The organism is Pseudoalteromonas sp. DSM 26666 (assembly GCF_900116475.1).
GTDB lineage: Bacteria > Pseudomonadota > Gammaproteobacteria > Enterobacterales > Alteromonadaceae > Pseudoalteromonas > Pseudoalteromonas tetraodonis.
Genome location: NZ_FPAR01000001.1, coordinates 851,053 through 876,568 on the forward strand (window position 1 = coordinate 851,053; position 25,516 = coordinate 876,568).

Genomic DNA, 25,516 nt, shown 5'->3' on the forward strand with positions numbered 1-25,516 from the left:
ATTTCAGCAGCATTTAACACCAAAGAGTTTATTACCCTAGTTTAAACAAATATCAATCCAACAAGGTCACTAGAACCTAGTTGTTAAATTCAGCTACTTTTCGCCGTAGCTAAGTTTTTTGTCGTAAAAAGCAGACCATTTTGATTTATATATTCAGCATAAACCTGAGCACTCATAGGTTTAGAAAAGTAATAGCCTTGAAACTCTTTACATCCCATTTCGGACATTATTAGGACCTGTTCTTCGGTTTCTACTCCCTCGGCTACACACTTAATATTAAGTTCATCACACATCACATGCACGGCTTTAACTAAGCTTTTTTGGCGTGTAGAGCTTGTAACCTTACTTATTAAAGAGCGATCCAATTTAAGTTTATCAATGGGATAATCAGCAAGTCGTGCAATATTCGAGTATCCAACACCAAAATCATCCACTGTAATAGTGAACCCCCAATCTTGCAGAGTTTGCATAAGTTTTAGAGAGTGAACTTGGTTAGCCTCAAGTGACGTTTCAGTAAGCTCTAATTCTATTTGATTCGGTTTTACATTAAAATCCGCCAAATATTTTACCAACTTTGACATAAAATCAGCTTGGCTAAAATCGAGTAAAGATATGTTTATTGCTACGGGTAAAAGTGGCAAACCAACTTTACTCCATTGGGCAATTTGAGCGCAGACTTTTTGAATAATTAAGTCCGTTAATCGGCTAATCATTCTATACTCTTCTGCAATAGGAATAAATACAGCGGGCGATACACTGCCAAGTACAGAGCTATGCCAACGAGCTAATGCTTCAAGCCCTATACATTCACCTTTTGCATTCACTTTAGGTTGATAATGTACTGACAGATCATTTTGTTGCAAAGCTTCATCAAGTAACATGGAAATTTCATACTTTTCCATAAAGGCCTGTGATTGTTTTTGATTGTAACCATTAAATGGCGAGTTATAGTCTGCGAGTTTGAGCGCCTCACACGCATTACTAAGAACAATCGCACTATTTTCACCATGCTCAGGACACTTAGCAAAACCAAATAAAAATGATTGTTGGTAATTAGTACCAAACACATCATAAGCTTGATCTAAGGTGCTTTTAATTTGTATTAATAACTTGTTTTGCTGTTCACTTGAGCTTGAACCAATAATAAAGCCAAGTTTGCCACCTTCTATAGACGCACAAAGCAAAGGCCCCTCTGACATTGCTTTTAAGCGCTTATAAGCAGTAATTAGCAATGATTGCGAGTCAGCTTTGTTAAGTTTTAAATTTAAATATTCACTATTTGCGCTTTGTGTAACGACAATATAAAACCCTTTTTGGTATTTAGACGTTAACCTATCGCATTGCATTTCAAACCACTCTCGATTAGGCAATTTCGTTTGCGAGTCTCTAAACCTTAGACGTTTGTTCTCTTGCTCCATCATAGACAAGTTTTGTTTAATTAACTGCTCTTGCGTGCAATCATAAAAGTCATACACTCGGTAATTTGTACTCATTGCTATTTGCTGATAATTACTCTTATAGTAGCGACTCTTATATTCTATGATTTGATTTTTTATATTTAACTCTTTGCTATTAAGTGCAGGGAATAACCCATCAATTCTTACAGCCTTTTCTTTCAAGCTGTTTTTTAATCCAAACATTTCAATAGCATGTTGATTTAAATCTGTAATTACTAAATTTTCGTCGACAATAATTTTAGCTTTATTAGATTCAGTAAATAAGGTGCGATAAAGCTCGTTTTTATCTTTAAGGAAGCTATTAGCATTTAACATGGTTTTGTTTAAACGTTTGGCAGCAACAATTGTTCGCGCAGTGGCAAGTGGGATACAAATATTAAAAAATAAAAATATCAGGCCTGTAATATATAAGTCAGCTTCTGGTAATTGGCTTGCTATTCCTGAATAGCCGGATAAATCAACATTATTAATAATCATGTAAAAAGGTATGATGTTTAAAATACCGTAGGCCAAAGCCGTTCTGTAACCGAGTAGCATAAGAGCAATGATGGGACATGAATACATAAACATAGAACCCACCTTGGCAAGCTCTAAGTCAGTTAAAAATAAATTCATTGATAAACTACCGGCAACGATAGTTAATAGAAGTGCATTTGCACTAAATGTGTAAAATCGCTTACTTGCTAATAAAAGACTAAAAGCAATGGTGAAAAAACTAATAGTAATAACTGCAATGTAAATTAGGTTAAATTCAATTGCACGGGTGTATGTATAACAAACGACCAAAAAACAGAGCAAAGTAACGAGCGTTAAAATTATCCGCAGTGCACTCACCCGCCAGTGTGCGACTTCATCATGGGCAGTATGATGATCGTTAAGTAAGAAGTACTTATTGAGAAAGTGCATAATAAAAATCAGTTAAGACATATCGCCTCATTAAACATTGATAAGTTGTTAAGATCAATTAAATAAGCTCAAATATCAATCCAATTGAAGTAGCTTATAAAATAAACCTAATACAAAAAGCTAAACAATATGCCCGCTTTCAACTATAGGCGTAACCCAATATTTTAACGGCGTGTACTTACAAACAGGGCTTAACGCCGTTTTTACTATGGCAAGTTCAGGTAATAATATATGCACCTCAAACTGATAAAAGCTGCGATGCCCTTCTACTTGCTCGGCAATGTCAAATTCACTGTGCTCCTTGCTGTAGCCTTCAATGTTTTTTAAGTTAAAGCCGGTAATGCAGTCTATGCCAATTAATATATCAACCACGTCATCTTTTATGTTTGTGGGTACATTTAGGGTAAAAAGTAACTGTTCAGCCATGTTTTTTCTCCAACCAACCATAAAAGATAGGTAATAAATAAAGTGTTGTAATTGTTGAGGTAATTAACCCGCCAATAACCACAATTGCCAATGGTTTTTGAATCTCAGCGCCGGGGCCGGTGGCAAATACCAGTGGCAGTAAACCAAACATGGCGGTTGTGGCTGTCATTAACACTGGGCGAAGGCGTCTGCTTGCGCCATCTAAAATGCGCTGCGTTACATTGGCAGAAAACATTTTCATTTGCTCAAAGTAGCTGATCATCACAATACCATTGAGTACCGCTACGCCAAGTAAAGCAACAAAACCAACCGATGCAGGCACCGAGAGGTATTCATTACTAATAAATAGGGCAATCACTCCCCCCATTAATGCAAACGGAATATTAGCAATTATCAGCGTTGATTTAGATAAGGATTTAAACGTGGTAAATAAAATAATGAAAATCAGTATTAATGCCACCGGAATAAGCACCAGCAAGTTTTGTGTTGCACGTTGCTGGCTTTCAAATTCGCCACCAAACGACAAGGTAAAACCACTGGGTAACTTTATGCTGCTATTAATTTTAGCTTCCAGTTCATTTACATAACTAACCACATCGCGGTTATCCACATTAACGCTTACAGAAGCAAAGCGCTTTGCTTTTTCTCGCTCTATTAACAATGGCCCCGTTTTAAAGCTAATATTAGCCACCTCTTCAAGTGGTAGTAGGCTGTTATCGGGCATTAAAATTAGCTTTTGCTTTAATGCACTCATTGACGATAACTCAAAGTGTGTTGCGCTTTCGTCTTTTTGTGCATTAAACACAATAGGGATCACGCGGTTTCCTTCTTGCAGTGCCGATACCTGTAGGCCTTCTAATTGCGACTTTAAATAATCGCTTAATCCTTCGGTGGTTAAACCAAACTGACTAGCAACCTCAGGAATAAGTTTAATATTTACATATTTCCCCCCTTCAATAAGCGCCATTTGCACATCACTTGCGCCGTCAATATTAGTGGCAAGTGCCGTGATTTTTTCAGCTAATGAGGCAAGTGTCGCAATGTCATTACCGAATACTTTAATCGAAATATCACCGGTGCCACCGGTGAGCATTTCTGATACCCGCATTTGTATTGGCTGAGTAAAGCCAATATTTACTCCTGGAAATTGCGCAAGTGTTTGTCGAATATCCTCGATTAGCCGCGCTTTGGAGTCAAAACGCCACGTATCTTTTGGCGCTAATTCCATAAATACATCGGTTTCGTTTAACCCCATAGGATCAAGCCCGAGTTCATCGGAGCCGGTACGGGCAACAATTTGTACGATTTCTGGGGTGTTTTTTAGCAGTGTGGCTTCAATTTGTTTATCGATATCCAGCGAGGCTTGCAAGGAAATACTCGGCGATTTTTCCAGTTGCACAATAATGTCGCCTTCATCTAAAACGGGCATAAAGCTTTTACCAAGCCCCTGAAATAACACCCCACTGAGCACTAAAACAGCGACCGATATAACACTAATAGCCACCGGCTTTTTAATTGCTTGGGCAAGTGTTTTAGTATAAAAACCTTGTAATAGCGTGACCATTTTAGGCTGGGTTACGGGTTCATTTTTTAATAACAATGAGGCTAAAATTGGAATAACCGTTAACGACAACAACAGCGCACTTAGCATGGCAAACACGATAGTGAGCGCCACTGGGGTAAATAACTTGCCCTCTAACCCTGTTAACATTAATAGCGGTGAAAACACGATAATAATAATAATTGTGCCTGAGAACACTGGCGCCGCGACTTCTTTACAGGCGCGATAAATAACATGCAGCCGAGGGAGGTGCTGATTGTTAGCCAACCGATTCACTATGTTTTCAACAATAACTACCGATGAGTCCACCAGCATACCAATGGCAATCACTAAGCCGCCTAAACTCATTAAATTAGCCGATAAATCAAACTGCTTCATCATTATAAATGTCAGCAATGCCGACATAGGTAAAGACAAAGACACCACCAATGAAGAGCGAATATCACCTAAAAACAAGGCAAGTAGCACTATCACTAAAATAATCGCTTGGCCTAATGCGCTGGTAATGGTGCTAATTGCGGTATTTATTAAGTTAGAACGGTCGTAAAACACATTAATTTTTGTGCCTTGCGGTAATGACGCTTCAATAGTGCGAAGTTTATCTTTTACATCTGCAACAACTTGCGCTGTATTACTATTTTTAAGCGCAATTATAAGCCCTTGTACCGCCTCTTCACTGTTTTTAGTGACTGCGCCATAACGGGTTAAACTGCCAACATGTACCGTGGCAATATCACTTAACCGAATAACCTTATTTTGAGTGGACTTAATCACGGTATTTTCAATGGCGGTTATATCGGTGTATTTGCCCTCAGTGCGCAGAATTAAGGTGTCGTTGCCTTTTTCTAAGCGCCCTATGCCACCGTTTTGATTCGTTTGCGTGATTGCCAACTTCATTTCATCAAAGCTGACTTGATGCTGTTGCATCAATAAAGTATTGGGAAGTATTTCATAGGTTTTTGAAAAGCCGCCAAGGCTATTTACATCAGCAACGCCGGTTACAGTGCGCAGTAATGGACGAATTTGCCAATCTAAAAGCTCTCTTTTTTCAATCAACGATAAGTGAGTACTTTCTATAGTAAACATGAACACCTCGCTCAAAGGCGTGCTCATTGGCGCCATGCCGCCACTAATATTACTGGGCAAGGTGGGCAAAATATTTAATAAACGCTCATTCACTTGCTGACGGGCCCAATAAATGTCGGTGCCCTCTTCAAAGTCAATGGTAATATCGGTAATAGAATACTTAGTGGTAGAGCGCAGCATTTGCTGTGACGGAATACCCAGTAATTCGGTTTCAATCACCCGTGTTACTTGCGATTCTATTTCAAGGGCGTTCATGCCGGGTAATTTGTAAACTATTTTAACTTGGGTGGGCGATATTTCTGGAAAAGCATCCACCGGAATACTTAACCAAGATTTAGCACCAATGGCCATAGCAACAATAACAAAAATACTAACAAACAAACGCTGAGTAAGTGAAAACTTAATAAGCTGGTTTAACATTTACTCTCTCCCTAAGTGAAGCAACATACCCTGTAGCGCACTTACCGAGCTTATTAGTACCTGCTGATCATCTAGGTTTTTATTGGCAGTAAATACATAGTCTTTGCCTTGTGTACCCTTGAGCTCAATCGGCAGTAACTCAAGGTTATCGCCAGACTTTAAAGCAATGTAATTAACATCTTCAAATTCAAACACCGCTGACTTTGCTATTTTAAAGCCCGTTAATTTATTTACCGGTGTGACTTTGATAGTTTGCCCCAGTGTAAGCTGGCACTCATTTGAGCTTGGCGACGCCCACACTATTTGATGGTATTTATCTGCAATACTGTCATAGCTCTCAATATTTAAGCTGCAACTTTGTGACAGCTTGAAATGCGCTAACGTGTTGGAAAAACTAAGAGGGACTTTAATCTTAACGCGAATACTACTTGCATCGATAATATCAAACGCGGTGTCACCCATCATACGGTTTCCCGACTCATTAGTGAGTTTTAAAATGCCCGTTTTTGGACTCACTAAGGTCACGTTTTCATTATCATCAATGTTTAAAAATGCCATTTGATGTTGCATATGTTCAAAATTTAGCTTGGCTTCAAAATAGCTTTTTGTGATTTCAACCCATTCAGTACTTCTTATTATTTTGTTTTTTAAGTGTTGTTGGTTTATGTCGTAATGGCTTTTAGCAATAGCGAGCATGTCTTTTGCTGATTGATAGGCATCTAAAAAATGGTGTACATCACTGCCCTCAACGCTTGCAATAGTGGCGCCCTTTTCAACCATGCTGCCGTTAGGGTATAAGTAACGAACCTGCTGTACATCAAACGCAAACAGCACCGTATAATTGACCCCAGGTTTGAAATTGACTTCACCAATTAAACTTTGCCCGTTAATAAACTCTGTTTTTTGAATCGGCGCAAATTCAACATCAAAACCACTGAGTGACGAAAGCCTTACAGGTGCTAAATTTTGCGAAGCAAACACAGGATTAAATGTTAATAAAGTCACCGTAAAGAAGAAAAATAACGTATATTGAATACGCAAAAAATGACGCATTTTTTTTGTAAAATTTAACAGCATTTCGTTTGTTCACATTTGATTAATTTTATAGAATCAACCATGACTTTTTTAGACGGTTAAATCATCAGGCAAACGCCTTAACGTACCCAAAAATAGCGAAAATTACGCTATGGTACATTTGTCCATTGTATTTATAAGGCATTGATAATAGAGGTTTTAATGAGAGACAAGTTAATAGCAGCCACCTTGTTAATAATAATGGTGCTAAACTTTTTTGATGTACTAACGGATATACATTTAGGCGTGCCGCAGTGGCATATTTTTTCTGAGGGCTTAATCGTTGTCATTTCTGCAGCCTGTGCTATTTACTTAATTAGCGATATTCGTGCGCGTACTGCCAATATTAATGCGCTGAAACAAGAATTAGTGCATTCAAAAAAAGAACTTAAAAACATATCACAGGCAATGATGGATGCGCGTCATGAATACAGTGGTGTTATTCAAACCCAATTTTCACAATGGACATTGACTCGCAGTGAGCAAGAAGTCGCGATGTTATTACTTAAAGGCTTAAGCTTTAAAGAAATAAGCGCACTAAGAAACACAAAAGAAAAAACCGTTCGCCAACAAGCGTCCGACATTTACAGCAAAGCCGATGTAGAAGGCCGACATGAATTTGCTGCATGGTTTTTAGAAGATTTTATGCAACAAAACCATTATCAACCAAAAAGTACGGCCATAAATTAAACAACGTACGTTAGCGCACTGACAATAAATATCGCAGTGCTTATTGTTAAACTCTTACAAACAAAAAGTAGCTCTTTAGCACGATTTAAACATCAAGCTAATTGCTATTATTAAGGGAAGATAACAATGAAGCTACATCAACCACAAACGCATGTTAGTCATACACCACTGAAACACAAAAAAAGCTGGAAGGATCAAGTGGCTACTGCAAAATTTGCTTGGGGTTTACTCACTGAAAATGAACTCTTAAAAATTAATGGTCATCATCATAAGCTCGCGGCTTTAATTCAACAGCGGTATCAGATTTCTAGCGAAAAAGCGCAAAAACAGGTGCAGTACTTTTTTGATAACTATTAATTTAATAATTATTAATCATTACAACGTGTTAAACATCTTGCTTAGCAAGCCTATATATTTTTTATAATACCTCTAAATGAAGTAGCTAGAGGTATTATTCATACATTTCCCCTGCTATTTAACCCACACTTATAACGTGTATGTAAGTTTTGCTATCGTTTATGTTTTTTCCAATTTAATAACAACGTTTAGCGCATGCGCTTTTTGATCTAATGGCGCGCGTATGAGGCCATCGCATAACGCGAGTAATTTGCCATCTAGTTCACCACTAATAACTTTTTTAGCAGCCCCCCCACTTTGATGAACGGTTATTGCATACTGGGTATTTTCAACATTAACCTTGGCCTCAAAATCGCTCCAATCACTTGGAATACACGGATTAACAATCAAAATGCTGCCTTCTCGGTAAATTCCTAAAATCCCCTCCATGGCGGCTCTGTACATCCAAGATGCGGCACCGGTATACCATGTCCACCCGCCTCGCCCACAATGAGGAGCAACAGAATACACATCGGCTGCAAGCACGTAGGGCTCAACTTTGTATTTGTATGCTTTTTCTTTATTAGATGAATAATTAATTGGGTTGAGCATACAAAACAAATCGTGCGCTTTATTGCCATACCCTAGTTGGGTATGTGCCAATATTAACCACATTGCAGCATGGCTATATTGGCCCCCGTTTTCACGAAGCCCCGCAGGGTAGCTTTTAATGTAGCCAGGGTCTGGTTGGCTATTTATAAATGGCGGTGTAAATAATAAAACCAGCGGCTCTTTATCCAAGGTTAAATGCTTATCAACCGCGGCCATCGCGGTTTTGCTACGCTTACTATTCGCCGCTTTTGATAGCACCGCCCATGACTGCGCAATAGAATCAATTTTGCATTCTTTGTTTGGTTTTGCCCCAATCCAGCTACCATCGTCAAAACTAGCTCGTCGATACCATTGCCCATCCCAGGCGTATGCTTCAATATTGTGTTTTAAAGTATCTACATAATCTTCTAAATTAGCTGCACGCTGCATATTGGTGATTACAGGGGATGATTCATTAGCGGTTGAACTTTGCGACGTTGTCGGTTCATCCGCTCGCGCTTTTAATAAAGGTAAAAATAGCTCAATGGTACTTATCAAGAACCAGCCTAACCACACGCTTTCGCCTTTGCCTTTTGCCCCCACTCGGTTCATGCCATCATTCCAATCGCCAGTGCCAATAAGCGGTAAACCATGCTCACCTGTTTGCGCTATCCCGTGCTCGATTGAGCGCATACAATGCTCAAATAAACTTGCTGCGCTATCAGATGTTTTTGCTTGAAAATACGTTTCATGTTGTTCATCCGTTAGTATTGGGCCATCTATAAATGCAACTTTTTCATCTAAAATACTGTTATCGCCACTGGTTAATACATATTTTGCGGTTGTATACGCAAGCCATATTTTATCGTCACTAATACGCGTGCGCACACCTTGCCCAGAATGCGGTAACCACCAATGTTGTACATCACCTTGAATGAACTGACGCCCTGCTGCACGGATAATATGCGCCCGACTCAGTGCGGGCGATGCAAAGGTAAGTGCCAGTGAATCTTGTAATTGATCGCGAAATCCATACGCGCCACTTGATTGGTAAAAAGCAGAACGCGCCCACATCCTACAGGCAATTGTTTGATATAACAGCCAGCCATTAAGCATGATATCCATTGCTCTATCGGGTGTTTTAACTTGCACAGCGTGTAACGTTTTATGCCAGTGTGAGGTGACTTCATCAAATACGCTATTTAAGTCTATTTTGCGATATCGACTGATCAATTCGCTTGCTTCTTGAGCTGATGCGCATTGACCAATAAAAGCAACAATTTCTTTTGACTCTCCAGGTGCTAATTCAATCACGCACTGCTGCGCTGTACAGGGGTCGTGACCCGCCCCTAACTTTTTAGATAGCGGCGTATTACACAGAAGTGCCGCAGGCGAACTCATGTTGCCATTACACCCTAAAAACTCAGTACGATCGCTTGTCCACTGGGTTTGCATAGCGTTTAAATCGGTAAAGGCCACGCGATTGCCAAACGCTGTATTCCACCGATTTTGTATAAAAATAGCGTTCGTTTTGGCATCAAGCTCACAGGTGATCGATGCCGCAGACTCACTTCGGTTAATACCCAGCACCCATTCGGTATAATGTGTAATACGTAAACGTCGTCGCGACGATGATTTATTGTGCAAGGTTAAGCGCGAAATTTTTATTGGATCATCCAGCGGCACATACTGTAATAATGATAAGGACAGTTTATCGGCTTGGTGTTCAAACCGACTATAACCAAACCCATGGTGAGTAATAAAAGCGTCTTGATTAGTAGCATGATGCTTTAAAGGCGATGCTGTCGCGGTAAATAACTCAAAGGTGTCTTCATCACGAATGTATATGGCTTCTCCTGAAGGGTTTGACACAGGATCGTTACTCCACGGGGTTAATTTGTTTTCGCGACTGTTTTCAGACCAAGTATACCCACCCCCTTCAGCTGCTACATGAAAACCAAACTGAGCATTAGCAATCACATTTATCCACGGCGCAGGGGTCGATAACCCTGATTTTAAAATAATGGTATATTGGCGACCATCATCCGAAAAACCACCAATCCCATTAAAAAATTCCAAACTATTTTTTAATAATGTCAGTAATACTTCCCCCGATACATTAGTGCTTGAAGAGGCGAGTTTTAACCCTGGATGAGCTTGCCTATTCCATACATGAGGCTTGGGAATAAAAGCCAATTGTTCGGCGATTGTTCCTCGATGCGCAATCAGCACCACTCTGGCAATTGATTTTAATAACTCAGCGGCCTGCACTGTAATTAAATCCGCACGTAAAATATGGACCGTGCCTTGTACTGATTGAGTATCAAAGCCTGCGTTAAAATTATCACTGGGCTGAATACTTCGTACTGCGGTTTCTAATACTGTTTGTAGTTCTTGTCTGTAGGAACCTACATGTTCGTTAATAATTACAATATCAACATGAAGGCATTTCATCCGCCAGTATTCTTGAGCACGCAGTAATTGTTTAACCTGCGGGATATCTTGCACATCATCAATATGCATCAATACAATTGGTAAATCACCGGAAACGGAATAAGTCCAGAGCATTGATTGACTCTCGACCCCTCGCTGAATAACAGCCTCGGGCGCTCTAAAACGTAAATCTGCATATAAAATCGGTGCCGATAAATGCTGAAAATCTGCCGCCTCCGATGCACTAATAGCAAAATGCCTCAGTTGAACTTGCGCTTGAGTCCAGGCTAACGTTTTTGCACGTTCATATGCATTTCGATCATGATGACGGTCAATTAAATCAATTAACTGCGCTTTAGAAGAAGCGACCATCGTCCAAAATGCAACGCGAACAACGTCTCCACTTTTAACATGTACGCGACAACGCAGTGAAAAAATAGGATCAAGCACAGTGCCCACTGAATTAGACAACGCTTTACTGGCGTATTCATACTCATTTATAGCGCTGTTTTTTGCTGTTTGCCGTGCGCCATGATGTGTAAGTACCGTGGCGTCGGCCAATGTATTACCTCGACCAATAAATAGTGCTCTGTCGGTTTCATATTGCACTGGCTCACACACTTCGCCCTCAACAACAGCAAAGTGTGCCACCCAAATTTCAGGTTCGTGTTCTTCGCGTGTACGTCGGGTGGCAATTAACGCATTGTATTGTTCTAGATATTCGGTTTGTACAAACATTTTGTTAAATGCCGGGTGTGCATTATCTGCTTTAGCGCTACTTAGTACTAATTCAAAATAGGAGGTTAACTCTATATCACGTTCATTATGGCCATTATTATTTAATGATACACGCCGCACTTCGCTGTCATCTTCACCAGAGACTAAAATGTCGGTGATGGTGGTAAAAGATGCATCATGATGTATAAATTGTGCGTGGTCTTCTGCAAATTCTGCACTAGTATGATGCCCTTCACAGCCAAGCGGTTGAGCGCCATTCGTCCATAACTTACCGCTGTTAATATCTTTTAAAAAAATAAAACTGCCGTAATTATTACAGGTAACATCCTCTTGCCAGCGCGTAATGGCAGTATCGCGCCAATGACTATACCCTGCACCAGTTGGCGTTAACATCACACTATAATGGCCATTAGATAAAATATGCGTCATAGGCGGCCCCTGTTCAGCAGTATTTAAATACCGCACTTTGGGCGTGTTTGAGTTAAGGAATGAAGACGATACGTTTACCTTTTCAGCGCGCGGATGACTGGTTGATACATCCCTTGGCACCCGCTCTTGCAATAATAACTCACAGGCTTTGATCATTGGCTCTTGATGAAAACGCTGTCTAAATTGGCTGTTATTTAAGGTATTAGCGATAGACACTATGGTCATGCCTTGATGATGAGCCATATAGCTTTTAACTAGCGCGAATGTGCTTTCTAACGGCAGCCTTGAAGGGGTAAAATCTAGCGCTTCATAAAAACCAAAACGCGCACAGGCGCCCATCTCATTTAAACGCTTAAAATTATCAACTGCCGCTTGTGGATTGACCATGGCAGCTAACCCGGTTGCATAAGGTGCAATCACGGTGTTATCTGCCAAGCCCCGTTTTAAACCCAGTCCTGGTACGCCAAAATTTGAATATTGATAGGTAAATTCAATATCTCGTGCGTTATACCCCGACTCAGAGATACCCCACGGAATGCCTAACTTATCTGCATACTCTTGCTGGCATTTTACAATTAATTGGTTTGTTTGCGCTAATAAACTCCCCGCTGGTGCACGCATAATTAACGAAGGCATTAAATACTCAAACATAGAGCCAGACCACGAAATAAGCGCGGAGCCTCTGCCCATCGGCGTGGATGTACGCCCCAGTCTAAACCAGTGTTTGGTGGCAATATCGCCTTTGGCAATAGCGAATAAACTCGCTAAACGTGCTTCTGAGGCTAATAAATCATAACAGCTGGTTTCTAGTGAGTTTTCAGTTAACGAAAAACCAATCGCTAGTAGCTTTCGCTGCGGGTCAACCAAAAAGCTAAAGTCCATGGCCATGGCCATTGTTCTGGCTGCATTACTGAGGGTTGTTATTCGTGTATTAAGCTCATTCGTTTGTTGCTCACAAAGTGCATTATCAATTTGTTGCTGCATCAGTAGATTACTTAAAGCGTTAAGCCAATAAAATAAATCTATGGGTGCTTCAGCTGCAGCTTTGTGATGTTTTTCCTGTTTAATTTGCCCTGATAACTCAACGGCTAAATGAGTGGCTTGATGAGTTAAGGTGATTAATGATGGTAACTCTGACTCGAGGGTTTGCGCGCTCACTATGGCGTTTTCTATATCATCAATCAATGTCATTAACTGCGTTTTAAGATCAGGGTCTGCTAATACGCTAACCTGCGAAGCCTGCGGCTCTGTTGGCATTATTAGTTTATTAGAGATAAGTGCTTGGCGTGCCAGTTGAATATTATCGAGTAATCCAGCACGTATATAGTCACTTGCAGGCGTTACTTTTAGTTCATCGCAACTATTGGCCAAGGTGATTAAGTGCCCAGCCAAATTACCACTGTCTACTGATGAAACATACTCTGGTAAAAGCGGCATTAATGTTTGCGTATCGTACCAATTAAACAAATGGCCTTTGTGTTTAATCAGTTTATGCAGTGTGATAAAGGTCGCTTCTAGTCGCTCGATTGTCTCTACTCGCCCTGCCCAGCCAAAATCACGCGCGGCAATACACGATAATAAATAAAGCCCAATATTGGTCGGCGAGGTTCTATGAGCAATAACCGCTTTTGGTTGTTCTTGAAAGTTATCGGGCGGCAGCATGTTGTCAGAGATGCTCACGAAGGTTTCAAAATAACGCCATGTTCGTCGCGCGGTATGGCGCAATAGGGTTTCATTTTCGCTTAATTTTTTAATGTGTATTAACGCTGGAGCTCGACTTACCCAATAAGCAATTGCAGGCGCCAAAAACCATGTAATAGCAAAAGGCAGCGCTATAACCCAAATTGCAGGATTAAGTATCAGTACTCCACTCAAAATTACCGTTACCATTAATAGGCTGGGCAACATGGTGCGATAAAACCCCCAAAATCCTAGCCGTGACTCACTGCTGCAATGTGCAGCGGTGGTCCATTCAAGGCAATTTTTGTGAGTGATTAATAAGCGCGATAAGCTACGCATAATTGCATCAATGGTTCGCCAACTCTGATCGGCTAAAAATACTATAGATAAAAGTGTTTGGTTTAATGCCAGTTGTAAATCTTCTAGCCATCGGCGTAAATGGCTTTGCGGATCAATACCTGAATGATGGGGAATGATTGAAAATAAACAAAAAATAAACGATGGAATTGCAATACTGCTAAGTAATAACATGGTACTTATCATAGCTAAAGGGAATGGCAGCAGCCAACATAATCCAAATGCGAGTATCGTTGCGGGTGCGATGAGTGAGCGACGTAGGTTATCAACAAGTTTTAATCGTCCTAAATAATTAACCGCTCTTTTATCGGAAAATTTACTAAAAATCCAAGGCAATAATTGCCAATCGCCACGTATCCACCGGTGCTGACGTTTTTGCGCTTCATCGTAACGGGCAGGAAACTCCTCAACAACTTCAACATCAGAAACCAACCCTGCTCGCGCAAAAATGCCCTCAAATAAATCATGGCTAAGCATGGTATTTTCAGCCACACGGTTACCCTGTGTGGCATTAAAGGTATCGACATCATAAATGCCTTTACCGGTAAATGATCCCTCGCCAAATAAATCTTGATACACATCGGATACTGCCGCCGTATATGGGTCAATGCCACCGGGGGCTGAAAATGTACGCTGATAAATAGACCCTTCGCTACCAATTGAGAGTGAAGGAGTCACCCGTGGCTGTAAAATACCGTAACCGGCCACTACACGTTGCTTATTGCTATCAAACCGAGGACGGTTTAATGGGTGAGCCATTTTACCAATTAGCCTTAATGCACTTTCGCGAGGTAATCGGGTATCCCCATCGAGTGTGATCACATAGCGCACTCCTTCGGGGACATTTGGCTGTACGCCATTAACCGCAATATAACTGGTATCGGTTGCCCCGCGTAATAAGCGGTTTAGCTCTTGAAGCTTGCCACGTTTTCGCTCCCACCCCATCCATGTATTTTCTTGCGCATTAAATAAACGCTTGCGATGTAACAGTAAAAACCGCGCACTGTTTTCTCCCTTGGTGTATTGCTCATTTAACGCCTTTATTTTATTGCTTACTAAGGTGAGTAAAACCTCATCGCTAGCTAGGCTTTGTTGCTCGGCATCTAAGCCATCGGTGAGTAATGCAAAACTCACATCACCCTCAATACCGCTTAAATAATGCACTTCTAAGCGCTCTATTTGTTCAAGTAATTGCGCTTTGTTGGTTAGCAAGGTGGGGATCACTATTAATGTACGCAGTGAGCTTGGCACACCCGATTTAAGCGCTAACGCAGGTAGTGTCATTGAGCCAAATTGCCACGTGACTAAGCGATTAACAATGGTAGTGGCGGCCTCGGTTGCCGGAATAAACCCAATGACAAACCATAAAATCAATTGTGTTGTGCTAAGCGTTAAAAATTCAGCATATAAAAATACGCTAGAGAGGATTACCAGTGCAAGCCCTGCCACTGATGCGATATAACCGGTTACTCCTAATCGAAGATGTAGGCGGCGCATAAACAAGCGTATGGTTGGCTTATAGTCTATTGATTTTTCAAAGCTTAGCCGGCCTTCTCCGATTAAATAGTTACCGGGCTCTTGTATACGCGTACGCTCTATTTGTTGCTCTTCGCCTAAACAATCGCTAGGGGTAGCTGCACTTTGTTTAGCCATTTCAATGACTCGTTTAGCAATTTCAACTTCATCATAGTTGCATCCACGTGCAAGTTGTTCAACGGCACTTCGATAAAGGCTGCGCGTAGCAAAATCCATGGCACTAAATAGCGTATTTTGATTCAACTGTTGATCAACTAAACTCACCGCTTCAAATAAATCCGCCCAATCAATATCAGAGATCAAACGCATACTGGTGATCACATTGCGTATACTGACGTTAGAAGCACCTTGGCGCTGCTGTTCAAGCTTAACAATTTTGTCTATTGTTAGCTGCTGCTTTGACAAACGCAGTGTTAACCATTCAAGTGCAGGGGTTGTTTTGGGGTCTTGATCTCGTAACCGTTTTGCAAGTTGTGATGCAAATACTAATGAGAGGGGTTGGGTTGAGCGGTTTTGTATTTCGGCTTGAAACGTTGCTTGTGTACTTTGCGTCTCTAATAATGTTTGTGTTAGCCGATCAGCTTCTTCTCGTTGCGCTCTACCGAATGAAATTTGATCGGCTAATCTACGCAGGTTTTCAATTAAAACAATCCGCAGGGTGATTGCCACAGCCCATAATTCACCAATGGTTAATGGTTGCACCTTTTGATAGGCACGAATAAAGCGGATCAGACTCTCTTGTTCAACTAAGCTATCGGTATGGGCTACATAAGCCCAAGCTAAACCAAACACACGTGGGTAGCCCTTAAATGGGCCGTTCAATAGTTTAGGAAGTTGGCGGTAGTAATGCGCGGGTAAGTCGTCGCGAACTTCGCGTATTTGCTGCTCTACAAGGTGGTAATTATCCAATAACCATTCTGCAGCAGGCACGACAACACTGCCTCGTGCTATCTCTGCGGCGCTATCTTGATACGCATTTAATAAAGCAGTCGCGTTTTCATCAACCCGTTTTCGCAAACACATGACCCTAGGAGCATGCTTGGCAACTTGCTGTGCTTTTGCCAAACTGGTTGCGTGTTTTTCAAGACGCTCCACCCCAAATAATTCTTCTCGAACTGGATCTGTGCTGCTCCAAAGAGGGTCACACTTTTTACGCCTAAATATTAAATCCAATATAGATTGCATAATACTCTTACCCTGAGTGCATTTATGATATTTTTATAAAAACAATGTGTTACGCCAAAACAATCGGCTCATATAAACAGTCTTGCTTGATGAGTGATTAGCAGCGTAAATCGAGGAGTAAGATGCTAGCTTACGTATTCCATCCTATCGGTTTGAGTGACAAACAGTCTGTTCGATAGCATACATAGTCATGCAAATTAAGGAGAGTGATGCCAAGACGGCGAAAGGCCTAAACTAAAGTTAGGCCTTTAAATAAATTAGAATTTAAAAAAGGAGAGTTAGGGGTTTTTCATATAAGGCAGTAAACGGTCGGTCTCTGTTTTTACTACTTCATAGCATTCGCAGCTTAGCTCTTCTAGCCTTTTCCTATTAAGTACCGTGATATGACCTCGCTGATAATGAATTACGCCTAGTTTTTGTAATTTTCCTGCTGCTTCGGTTACCCCTTCGCGACGCACACCTAACATGTTAGCAATAAGTTCTTGGGTCATGGTTAGGTGATTATCAGGTAAGCGATCTAAAGAGAGTAACAGCCAACGACAAAGCTGCTGATCAATTGAATGATGGCGATTACATACTGCTGTTTGCGCCATTTGAGTGATCAGTGATTGAGTATAACGCAGCATAAGATCGAGTAATTTACCATGGCGGTTAAATTCTTCAGTTAATCGACACCCTTTAAGACGATAAGCACTGCCAGCACTTTGTACGATGGCTCGACTAGAAGTACTCCCGCCTCCCATAAATAATGCAATGCCGATAACACCTTCATTACCCACTACGGATATCTCTGCTGAGGAGCCGTTTTCCATCACGTACAACAAAGATACAATTGCATCGATAGGAAAATACACATGGGCGAGCTTATTTCCAGGCTCGTATAACACCTTGCCCAAAGGTAACGGGACTATTTCTATGTATGGAAAGATCCTCTCTTGCACATCTTGTGGCAAGGCAGCCAATAAATGATTTTTTAAATACGTGTCGGTTGTATGGGGTAGCTCATGCATGATCTTATATTCCTTGAGATTAAAACGCATCTCCTTTAAGGGCAAACTGTGTTGTTATGTAAAATAACCGTTATACAGCTCACTTAAATTATGTTTAAAACGAGTAACAAAATAGTTGCTGTATTATCTTCGCTTTATGATTGCAGCATAAAACTATTTACTGCTTTTCTCGGTTTAATAAAACGAGTCAATTAAGCAGTGCTTTTATAACCATTATTGCCCTCCTTTAACGCTGCTCGCTTTTTAACCACATTGCAAGCTTTTTATATTTAATAAGTAGCTAGTCGTTGGCTATCCATTAGGATTTGATTTTTTTAGTGCTAAAAAACTGGCGACAATATCAAATAGCTCTTCATCAATACTCGATTGACGTAAGCGATTATAGGTTTGACTTAATTTTTCTTTTAATTCTTCTATGTTGGTTTGTGCCCGTTGCATTGCGGCTAACCGGCTACTGTTTTCGCTTGCTAATGATTCAGCGCAGGCGCGGTACAAACTTACAAATAGATACTCTCTAATTAGGCAACGAAACGTGTATTGGTGATTAGGTAAAGTTTGCGGTAAGTTATTTGTTGGCCAGTGCACGTTAGCTAAATTTGTTTGCCAACTTTGCTGTATGGGTAACAGCTGTTCGCACACAGGCTGATAAAGTGCGCCCTTTTGTGGGTGATAATGGCACACATAAACATGCCCCAATTCGCCCTGTTCGCGTAATGCATCTATTTGCATCAATATTTGCCCCACCAGCACACTAACAGTATCAATGGTATTTGGTAAGCTAAAGTTACTTTTCACATTAAGCTTTGCCTGAATTAACCGCGCTTGAACACGCTCGCCTACAGTAAAGAGTATTTTTTCACCGTGAATCGTTTTGAGCTTTTTAACTACAAACTCACTCATCATATCGTTAAATTGGCCAACCAATCCTTGATCTGAACCAAACACAATAACACCCGTTAATAAACCTGGGGCTTTCTTGTCGGTCATATTATTTGGCTGTTTTAACAAACACGCTGTTAAACCCAGTTGAACCGTACGGTAATAATCATCTAATGCGGCAACGGCATTTTCATACTGACTAATATTTGATGACGCCATGGTTTTCATGCTGCGAACAACCCCACCTAAGTCATCCGCATTGGCTATTTTATGGCGAAGACTAACCATGTTATCACTCATAATGGTTACCCATCCTCATGTGAAGATTTAGTAGCGCTGAAATCACTCAGCACCTCTTTGGCAAGGCTTACTATTAAGGCCAGATCAGTGTCTTTTATAGACTCAGTACTGCTTAGGCGAGCAGCCACCTCATGGGGTAAATCCACGACCGCGTTCGCGACTAACATTTGCGCTTTGGCCATCTGCACTAAAGAAATAGCATCAAATAAATTATTTTTTAATGCCAGTAAAATGGCAACTTGCGCAAGCATGCTCACATGAGTAAATTCACTTTGTATTAAACAGGCTCGAATGCGTAACCCATGTTCAATAATTTTTTGCGTATCATCATCAAGACGAGCGCCAAAACGCGCAAAGTTCTCCAGCTCTTCAAACTGGGCATAAGCAAGTTTTAGCTCGCCCGCCACACTTTGGTATACTTTTTTTTGTGCTTTGGCCCCTACACGAGAGACTGACTTAGAAACATCAATGGCGGGCAATACCCCTAGTTCAAATAACGTGGGCGATAAATATATTTGCCCATCCGTAATCGATATTAAGTTAGTTGGGATATAGGCGGAAATATCCTGCTCTTGAGTTTCTATTATGGGCAAAGCCGTTAATGACCCCCCTCCTAAAGAGGCACACAAATGTGTAGAGCGCTCTAATAAACGTGAATGTATGTAAAAAATATCACCCGGAAAAGCTTCTCGCCCGGGGGGGCGCCCTAATAATAAAGACAGCTCTCGGTAAGCTCGGGCATGATGAGTTAAATCATCATAAACAATTAATACATCTCGTCCTTGATTCATAAAATACTCAGCCACACTCGTAGCTGCATATGGTGCAATATAAGCCAGGCCTGGCGGTGCATTGCCTTGGGTAACCATGACGATGGTATACGCTAACGCATCGTGCTTTTTGAGCTGAGCAATCACTTTGGCAACCCCCGACGCTCGTTGACCGATTGCACAATAAACGCAAATAACATTTTGGCCTTTTTGATTCAAAATAGTATCGAGTGCAATCGCTGTTTTACCGGTTTGTCGGTCTCCTAAAATAAGCTCTCTTTGGCCCAAGCCAATAGGAATAAGTGCATCAATTACTTTAATCCCTGTTTGCAATGGCATGGTTACCGGCGCACGCTCCATAATCGCTGCAGATGGATGCTCTATTGGGTAACGCTGCTCAGCAGCTAAACTTTCTTTACCATCTAAAACCTCACCAAGAGGATTAATAATACGACCAATTAAGCTCTCACCTACTGGTACATCAACCACACGCATTGCACGATTAACTTCATCACCGGCTTTTAAGTGCCAGTAATCGCCTAATAGCACGGCATCAACACTATGCTCGTCAATGTTAAAAGCAATACCTACAATCCCTTTGGGAAACAGTAATACTTCTTCAAAACCAACATTAGGTAGGCCTGAAATTTTTGCAACGCCGGTTGCAATACTCACAATGGTGCCAATTTCATTAATTTGCAGTGCTTGAGAGGATGAGTGGCGCACATGTTTTAGTGCAGCAAAAGCCTCATCAAACGAGCCATTTAGCCAATTATGTATGGGGTTCATTTGATTTTTTCTCAGAGGCAGAAACATCAGCGTTATTTGATGGCTTATGATGACTCGTCGTTTGAGATAAGCCTTGCTCGATATTTTTAACCATCGCATTAAGATACTCTTCTATGCTCCATGCAATTTTATAACCCTGAGCGGCCAGCTCAATACCGCACAGTAACTCAGAGTCATCCACGTATTGTATGACAAGAGAGTTATTATTAAAGCGCGCTTTCAGTGCTTTAGTTAATCGTGATTTTTGCTCTGCTGGCAGTACAAAAGCAGTTTTAATCACCATTGGCTGCTCTAAAGCAGTGAAAGTATCGAATAGAGGTTCATCTGATGATATTAAATGCTCAATAAACAAACGCGTTATTTGTGTTTCCAATGTGTCATTGGCTATTTCAGCCAGTACCTTACGAGCAATAGCAAATACTTCATGTTGAGTGCGCAAAACAAGTGTTTGCTTTAAGTTAGCTTGTTCATTTTTAAGCGCGTTAGTTTGCCTATCACGCTGCGCTTTAACTTGCGCTTGCATTTTAGTTAACAGCTCAGTGCGCTGCGTGTTTATCTCTTGCGTTAACTGCGCTAAACGCTCTGTGCGTTGTTGCTCAAACAGCGTGTTTTTATTAACGTAATCATCAAAAATGTCTTCTGCTTGTTGTTTTTTATTACTGGCATCATTGAGCTCTTTAGCAATATGCTGCTCTCTGGCATCAAGCGCGTTGAGGATCGGTTGATATAAAAAGCGTTTTAGTAATGCAATGAGAATCAAAAAGTTGATAACTTGTGCGGTCACCGTGAACCAGTCAATTAACATCGCTTATTGCCCAGCGACTTGAGTAATTGCAAAACTCCAAAACGGATTGGCAAACAGTAAAATCATCGCGACCACAAAACAGTAAATTGCGGTTGACTCAATCATAGCTAACCCGACAAATAAGGTACGCGTTATTGTTGGCGATGCGTCAGGTTGCTGTGCCAGTGCAGAAAGAGCAACCGCAACGGCTTTACCTTCACCAAGAGAAGGACCTAAAACCCCAAGGGCAATGGTTAAGCCCGCTGTTACAATAGAAACAACGGCAATTAAAGTTAAACTATCCATATTACAATCCTCATTATTTGATAAATAAACACCGCTTTTAAACATCATGTTTTGGGTGGCGGTTGTGCTTTAGCAGGCTGTTTACGTATTGCCGCACTAATGTAAACACTGGCTAAAATAAAAAAGATATAGGCTTGAACTATGCCCATCAGTAACCCTAAGGCGGTCATAACAATGGGAAATAACAAAGGCGTAACGCTAAGTAAAATAGCAACGATCATCGCGCCACTCATCATATTGCCAAATAAACGAACGGCTAATGCCAAAGTGCGCGACACCTCACTAATAATATTAAAGGGCAGCATAATGAATGTTGGTTTGATATAACTACGAAAGTATTTACGTATTCCGCGTTGCCGGATCCCAAAAAACGGCACCGATACAAAAACAAACAAGGCTAAAGCAACCGTACTTGATAAAGACCCTGTTGGTGGCTCAAACCCAGGAATAATGGTGCATAATGCAGACATCGCAATAAATAAAAATAAGGTACCTAAAAAGCCGATATATTTACGCGCATCTTTTAACCCCACCTCTTCTATTTGTTTTATGATTGCGAGCACCACTATTTCTACTATATTTTGCCAATGAGCGCGCTGCATCCCCATAGATAGTTTTCGGGTGATGATTACCGAGCCCATAACTAAAATCAGCATCACCGCCCATGTAAACACAAGCGTTGCATTGAGCTTAATAAAGCCCATTTGCCAATAAATGATTTGATCCGGACTAAGGCGCATAGCGAATATTATTTTTAGCCGGTTGGCTAGACTGTAAATGCACTATAAAACCCGTTGCAATGATTCGAATAGCAATAAAGCCCAGCAGCAGTGCACTTAATCTAAGCCAGCTACTATCTAACATTAAGTAAATACCTAAAACAACGGTGCTTGATCTGATTGCAAAGCTACATGCAAAAAGTAACACGGGGTATTTACTTGTCGGTAATTTGACTAAGGTCCACCATAATCCACTAAAAAAAACGATGCCTAATAATGCGCCACTTAAAAGCGCCGTTAATAATTCAAACAAGACACTGCTTAAATAAATCATGCTGTTAGCTATCCTTATGGTCATGAATATGTTTATTTTCTTTATCTAACCAGCGCCAAGCATTAAAGCAGCCTAAGCATAAGCCAACCACGAGTAGAATAAGTGTCCAGTAATGTTCACTGGGGTAGCGTTCATCAATCCAAAGCCCAATTGCAATGCCTACCATAGTAGGCAAAACCACCGACCAACCAATTAATCCCATCATGCCCAAACCAGACCACACGGTTTTAGACACATAATCTTGGACACTGATTTTACGTAAGGCAACTTTTCTGATCTGCCGAGTGAACGTTGATGTAGGGCGATTATTTTTGGTACTTTTTTTGTTGTTCACGCGAGCGCCTTATCTTTGATTAAACGTGGTTAATCCGCGAATGAATCGGCTTTCCATTTTTGCCAAAACCCTGCTTAATATTTTTTCTTGTTCGTTTTGCTGTAAAAACTGTTTATTAACAGCACGTCGTAGCTGATGTAAATCCAAACCAGTCACAGCATTTCGAACTGAAATAAACACACGGTTGCCTGTTTTAACCAACATGCCTTCATCAATTGCAATGTATATACGCTGCGTATCATTAAGCTCACACTCTAATATGCTCGCCGATAACGCCATCACACAATCAAGCCGGTTGGCTAATATGCCAAAGGCACCGTAGCGGGTCATGGCGACAATATGTTTAACCTCAGCGTGCTGCGCAAAAACTTTGTATGGCAACAATATTTTTAATGACATACTTGATGAGAACATTTTAATCACCTCTAGTTTTAGTGTTTTACCTTTTTAAGTGCTTCATCAATCTTGCCAATCATGTAAAGCGCACTCTCGGGATACTCTTTAAATTCATCGTTTAAAATACGCTCACAGCCATCTAGAGCATCGTCAAGAGAAACTGACTTACCAGGTACACCTGTAAATTGCTCTGTTGTAAAAAAAGGCTGGGTTAAAAAGCGTTCAAGTTTACGAGCACGATCAACTATATTGTGATCGCCCACAGACAGCTGCTCTATTCCGAGCATAGCTATAATGTCTTTAAGTTCAGCGTATTGTGCTAAGGTCTGCCGTATTTTTTGCGCTATGCCATAATGCTTTTTGCCAATGGTACTTACCGCCGCCATTTTAGAGCTCGACTGCAAAGGCTCGATTGCGGGGAACAGCCCTTCACTTGCACGTTGGCGCGATAACACAATAGATGCGGATAAATGAGAAAAAGTATGGACGGCAGCCGGATCAGTAAAGTCATCTGCGGGGACATACACAGCCTGAATTGAGGTAATAGCCCCACTCCCCGTATTTGCTATTCGCTCTTCGAGTTGCGACAGCTCTGTCCCCATTGTGGGTTGATACCCTAATCGAGCTGGCATCTGCCCTAATAGTCCTGAAACTTCCATCCCTGCTTGAATAAACCTAAATATGTTATCCATAAGCAATAACACATCGCGATGCTCATCATCACGAAAATACTCCGCCATGGTTAACGCCGCATGCCCTACTCGAAATCGGGCTCCGGGCGGCTCATTCATTTGGCCAAATACCATAATCATGTTTTGTAACACCCCAGCCTCTTTCATTTCACGGTAGAGCTCTTCGCCTTCACGGCAACGCTCGCCAATCCCACAAAATAGGCTTACACCATTATACTGACCGACCATATTGTGTATCATTTCAGTCAGCAGTACGGTTTTACCAACGCCAGCACCACCAAATAAGCCCGCTTTTCCGCCACGCTCTAAAGGCATTAAAACATCAATAATTTTAATACCCGTTTCAAATATTTCTGTTTTAGTTGAACGCTCAGCTAAAGCGGGAGGTAAGTTATGCACACTGCGCCATTGGGTGTCATCTGGCAAAGCCGCGCCACCATCAATAGGGTTACCAAATACATCAAACATCCGCGATAAGGTTTTTTTTCCTACGGGTGTTGTGAGTGTTTTTCCCGTATTTAATACCGACATGCCACGGGCTAAGCCTTGTGTGGGTGTCAGTGCAATACCGCGTACTCGCCAAGCGGTTAATTGCGAGAATACCTCAACGGCAATTTCATTCTCTTTACCACAGCGCAAAAGAGTACGAATTGCTGGCAGGTGATATTCAAAATGAATATCAATCACGCTGCCACGCACAGACACAATTTTACCGGTGCCCTGTTCAAGGTGATTAGCAAGCTCTGTACTACTTTGCTCGGTGTGTTTTACAGAAGAGCCTGTCATTGCGTCGATCTCCATATACATAAAAACAGATTACGTTTGCTAATTTACCGTATTGCTAATCGGTACTGAGTTCCGCCTTAATACGCAGGTATTCATCATGGTCAATATCGCCTTGTGCATAGCGTTCTTTAACTATCTCTAACGCGGTTTTATGCTGTTGTAAAACAGCGCGTTTATTTGAGCGATAGCTATATCCCCAATGGCCAATAGTTGAGATAAGTAGAAAAAAGATCCCAAACCATAAAAACCAACCCCAACCAAAGTACCAATCATTCCAATAACCATGTGACATCATAAATAACCTCTTGGATGAAACGCAGCACGATAAAAATCAACGTACTATAGTGTATAGATAAATAATGTAGGCTCTTAAAAATACGGCGTCTGTTCGCTAGCGAACGTTTGTGAGGTTTTTTAAAAAATAGCGATGACTAATGACGAGCAACTCGCCTTTTTATGCCGGTAATACAGCAGATTGAAGATTTTAGAAAAGAGTAATTTATTTTGTAACT

Annotated in this window: 18 protein-coding genes; 2 read left to right on the forward strand and 16 right to left on the reverse strand. The window is 41.0% G+C overall.

Annotated features, from left to right (window positions below; genetic code table 11):
* Positions 1 to 89 precede the first annotated feature (89 nt).
* From BM380_RS03810 to BM380_RS03825, 4 genes are all read right to left on the reverse strand, one after another.
* Positions 90 to 2,363, reverse strand: coding sequence for an EAL domain-containing protein (locus BM380_RS03810; RefSeq protein ID WP_016899758.1), 2,274 nt, complete (start codon positions 2,361 to 2,363; stop codon positions 90 to 92).
* Between the two features lie 120 nt (positions 2,364 to 2,483).
* The gene (locus BM380_RS03815) at positions 2,484 to 2,789 is read right to left on the reverse strand and encodes a DUF3240 family protein (RefSeq protein WP_013464618.1); all 306 of its coding nucleotides are present in this window, start codon (positions 2,787 to 2,789) and stop codon (positions 2,484 to 2,486) included.
* The gene (locus tag BM380_RS03820; RefSeq protein WP_090493002.1) at positions 2,782 to 5,856 is read right to left on the reverse strand and encodes an efflux RND transporter permease subunit; all 3,075 of its coding nucleotides are present in this window, start codon (positions 5,854 to 5,856) and stop codon (positions 2,782 to 2,784) included. Before BM380_RS03820 ends, BM380_RS03815 begins: the two co-directional genes overlap by 8 nt.
* A complete protein-coding gene (locus BM380_RS03825) occupies positions 5,857 to 6,909 on the reverse strand; it encodes a hypothetical protein (RefSeq protein ID WP_254772047.1) in 1,053 nt (350 codons plus the stop codon). It lies immediately after the preceding gene.
* Positions 6,910 to 7,092: 183 nt separating this feature from the next.
* Between BM380_RS03825 and BM380_RS03830 the strand changes: the two genes are divergently transcribed.
* On the forward strand, positions 7,093 to 7,620 hold the full coding sequence (locus BM380_RS03830; protein WP_028835803.1) for a helix-turn-helix transcriptional regulator: 528 nt from the start codon (positions 7,093 to 7,095) through the stop codon (positions 7,618 to 7,620).
* A gap of 126 nt (positions 7,621 to 7,746) precedes the next feature.
* A complete protein-coding gene (locus tag BM380_RS03835; protein WP_235420432.1) occupies positions 7,747 to 7,977 on the forward strand; it encodes a CsbD family protein in 231 nt (76 codons plus the stop codon).
* 159 nt (positions 7,978 to 8,136) lie between these two features.
* Here BM380_RS03835 and BM380_RS03840 read toward each other — a convergent pair whose 3' ends face one another.
* The 12 genes from BM380_RS03840 to BM380_RS03895 form a co-directional block, all read right to left on the reverse strand.
* On the reverse strand, positions 8,137 to 16,905 hold the full coding sequence (locus BM380_RS03840) for a glycoside hydrolase family 94 protein (protein ID WP_090493006.1): 8,769 nt from the start codon (positions 16,903 to 16,905) through the stop codon (positions 8,137 to 8,139).
* A 278-nt stretch (positions 16,906 to 17,183) separates the two neighbouring features.
* Entirely contained in the window at positions 17,184 to 17,915 is a 732-nt protein-coding gene (locus tag BM380_RS03845; protein ID WP_028835806.1) for a Crp/Fnr family transcriptional regulator, read from the reverse strand.
* Between the two features lie 291 nt (positions 17,916 to 18,206).
* On the reverse strand, positions 18,207 to 19,094 hold the full coding sequence (locus tag BM380_RS03850; protein ID WP_090493008.1) for a F0F1 ATP synthase subunit gamma: 888 nt from the start codon (positions 19,092 to 19,094) through the stop codon (positions 18,207 to 18,209).
* 5 nt (positions 19,095 to 19,099) lie between these two features.
* Positions 19,100 to 20,653, reverse strand: coding sequence for an alternate F1F0 ATPase, F1 subunit alpha (locus BM380_RS03855; RefSeq protein ID WP_090493009.1), 1,554 nt, complete (start codon positions 20,651 to 20,653; stop codon positions 19,100 to 19,102).
* Positions 20,637 to 21,458: a F0F1 ATP synthase subunit delta gene (locus BM380_RS03860; RefSeq protein WP_090493011.1), complete on the reverse strand. Its 822-nt coding sequence runs from the start codon at positions 21,456 to 21,458 to the stop codon at positions 20,637 to 20,639. The genes BM380_RS03855 and BM380_RS03860 overlap by 17 nt, the downstream gene beginning before the upstream one ends.
* 3 nt (positions 21,459 to 21,461) lie before the next feature.
* Entirely contained in the window at positions 21,462 to 21,743 is a 282-nt protein-coding gene (locus tag BM380_RS03865; RefSeq protein ID WP_033102680.1) for a F0F1 ATP synthase subunit C, read from the reverse strand.
* A gap of 44 nt (positions 21,744 to 21,787) precedes the next feature.
* Positions 21,788 to 22,483, reverse strand: a complete 696-nt coding sequence (locus BM380_RS03870) for a F0F1 ATP synthase subunit A (RefSeq protein WP_090493013.1) — start codon at positions 22,481 to 22,483, stop codon at positions 21,788 to 21,790.
* A complete protein-coding gene (locus BM380_RS03875) occupies positions 22,473 to 22,796 on the reverse strand; it encodes an ATP synthase subunit I (protein WP_051686703.1) in 324 nt (107 codons plus the stop codon). The genes BM380_RS03870 and BM380_RS03875 overlap by 11 nt, the downstream gene beginning before the upstream one ends.
* Before the next feature lie 4 nt (positions 22,797 to 22,800).
* The gene (locus BM380_RS03880) at positions 22,801 to 23,130 is read right to left on the reverse strand and encodes an AtpZ/AtpI family protein (RefSeq protein WP_028835813.1); all 330 of its coding nucleotides are present in this window, start codon (positions 23,128 to 23,130) and stop codon (positions 22,801 to 22,803) included.
* Between the two features lie 9 nt (positions 23,131 to 23,139).
* Entirely contained in the window at positions 23,140 to 23,544 is a 405-nt protein-coding gene (locus BM380_RS03885) for a F0F1 ATP synthase subunit epsilon (protein WP_090493015.1), read from the reverse strand.
* A 17-nt stretch (positions 23,545 to 23,561) separates the two neighbouring features.
* Entirely contained in the window at positions 23,562 to 25,004 is a 1,443-nt protein-coding gene (atpD, locus tag BM380_RS03890) for a F0F1 ATP synthase subunit beta (RefSeq protein WP_090493016.1), read from the reverse strand.
* Between the two features lie 55 nt (positions 25,005 to 25,059).
* Positions 25,060 to 25,299, reverse strand: coding sequence for an SHOCT domain-containing protein (locus BM380_RS03895; RefSeq protein ID WP_235420433.1), 240 nt, complete (start codon positions 25,297 to 25,299; stop codon positions 25,060 to 25,062).
* Between the last annotated feature and the right edge of the window lie 217 nt (positions 25,300 to 25,516).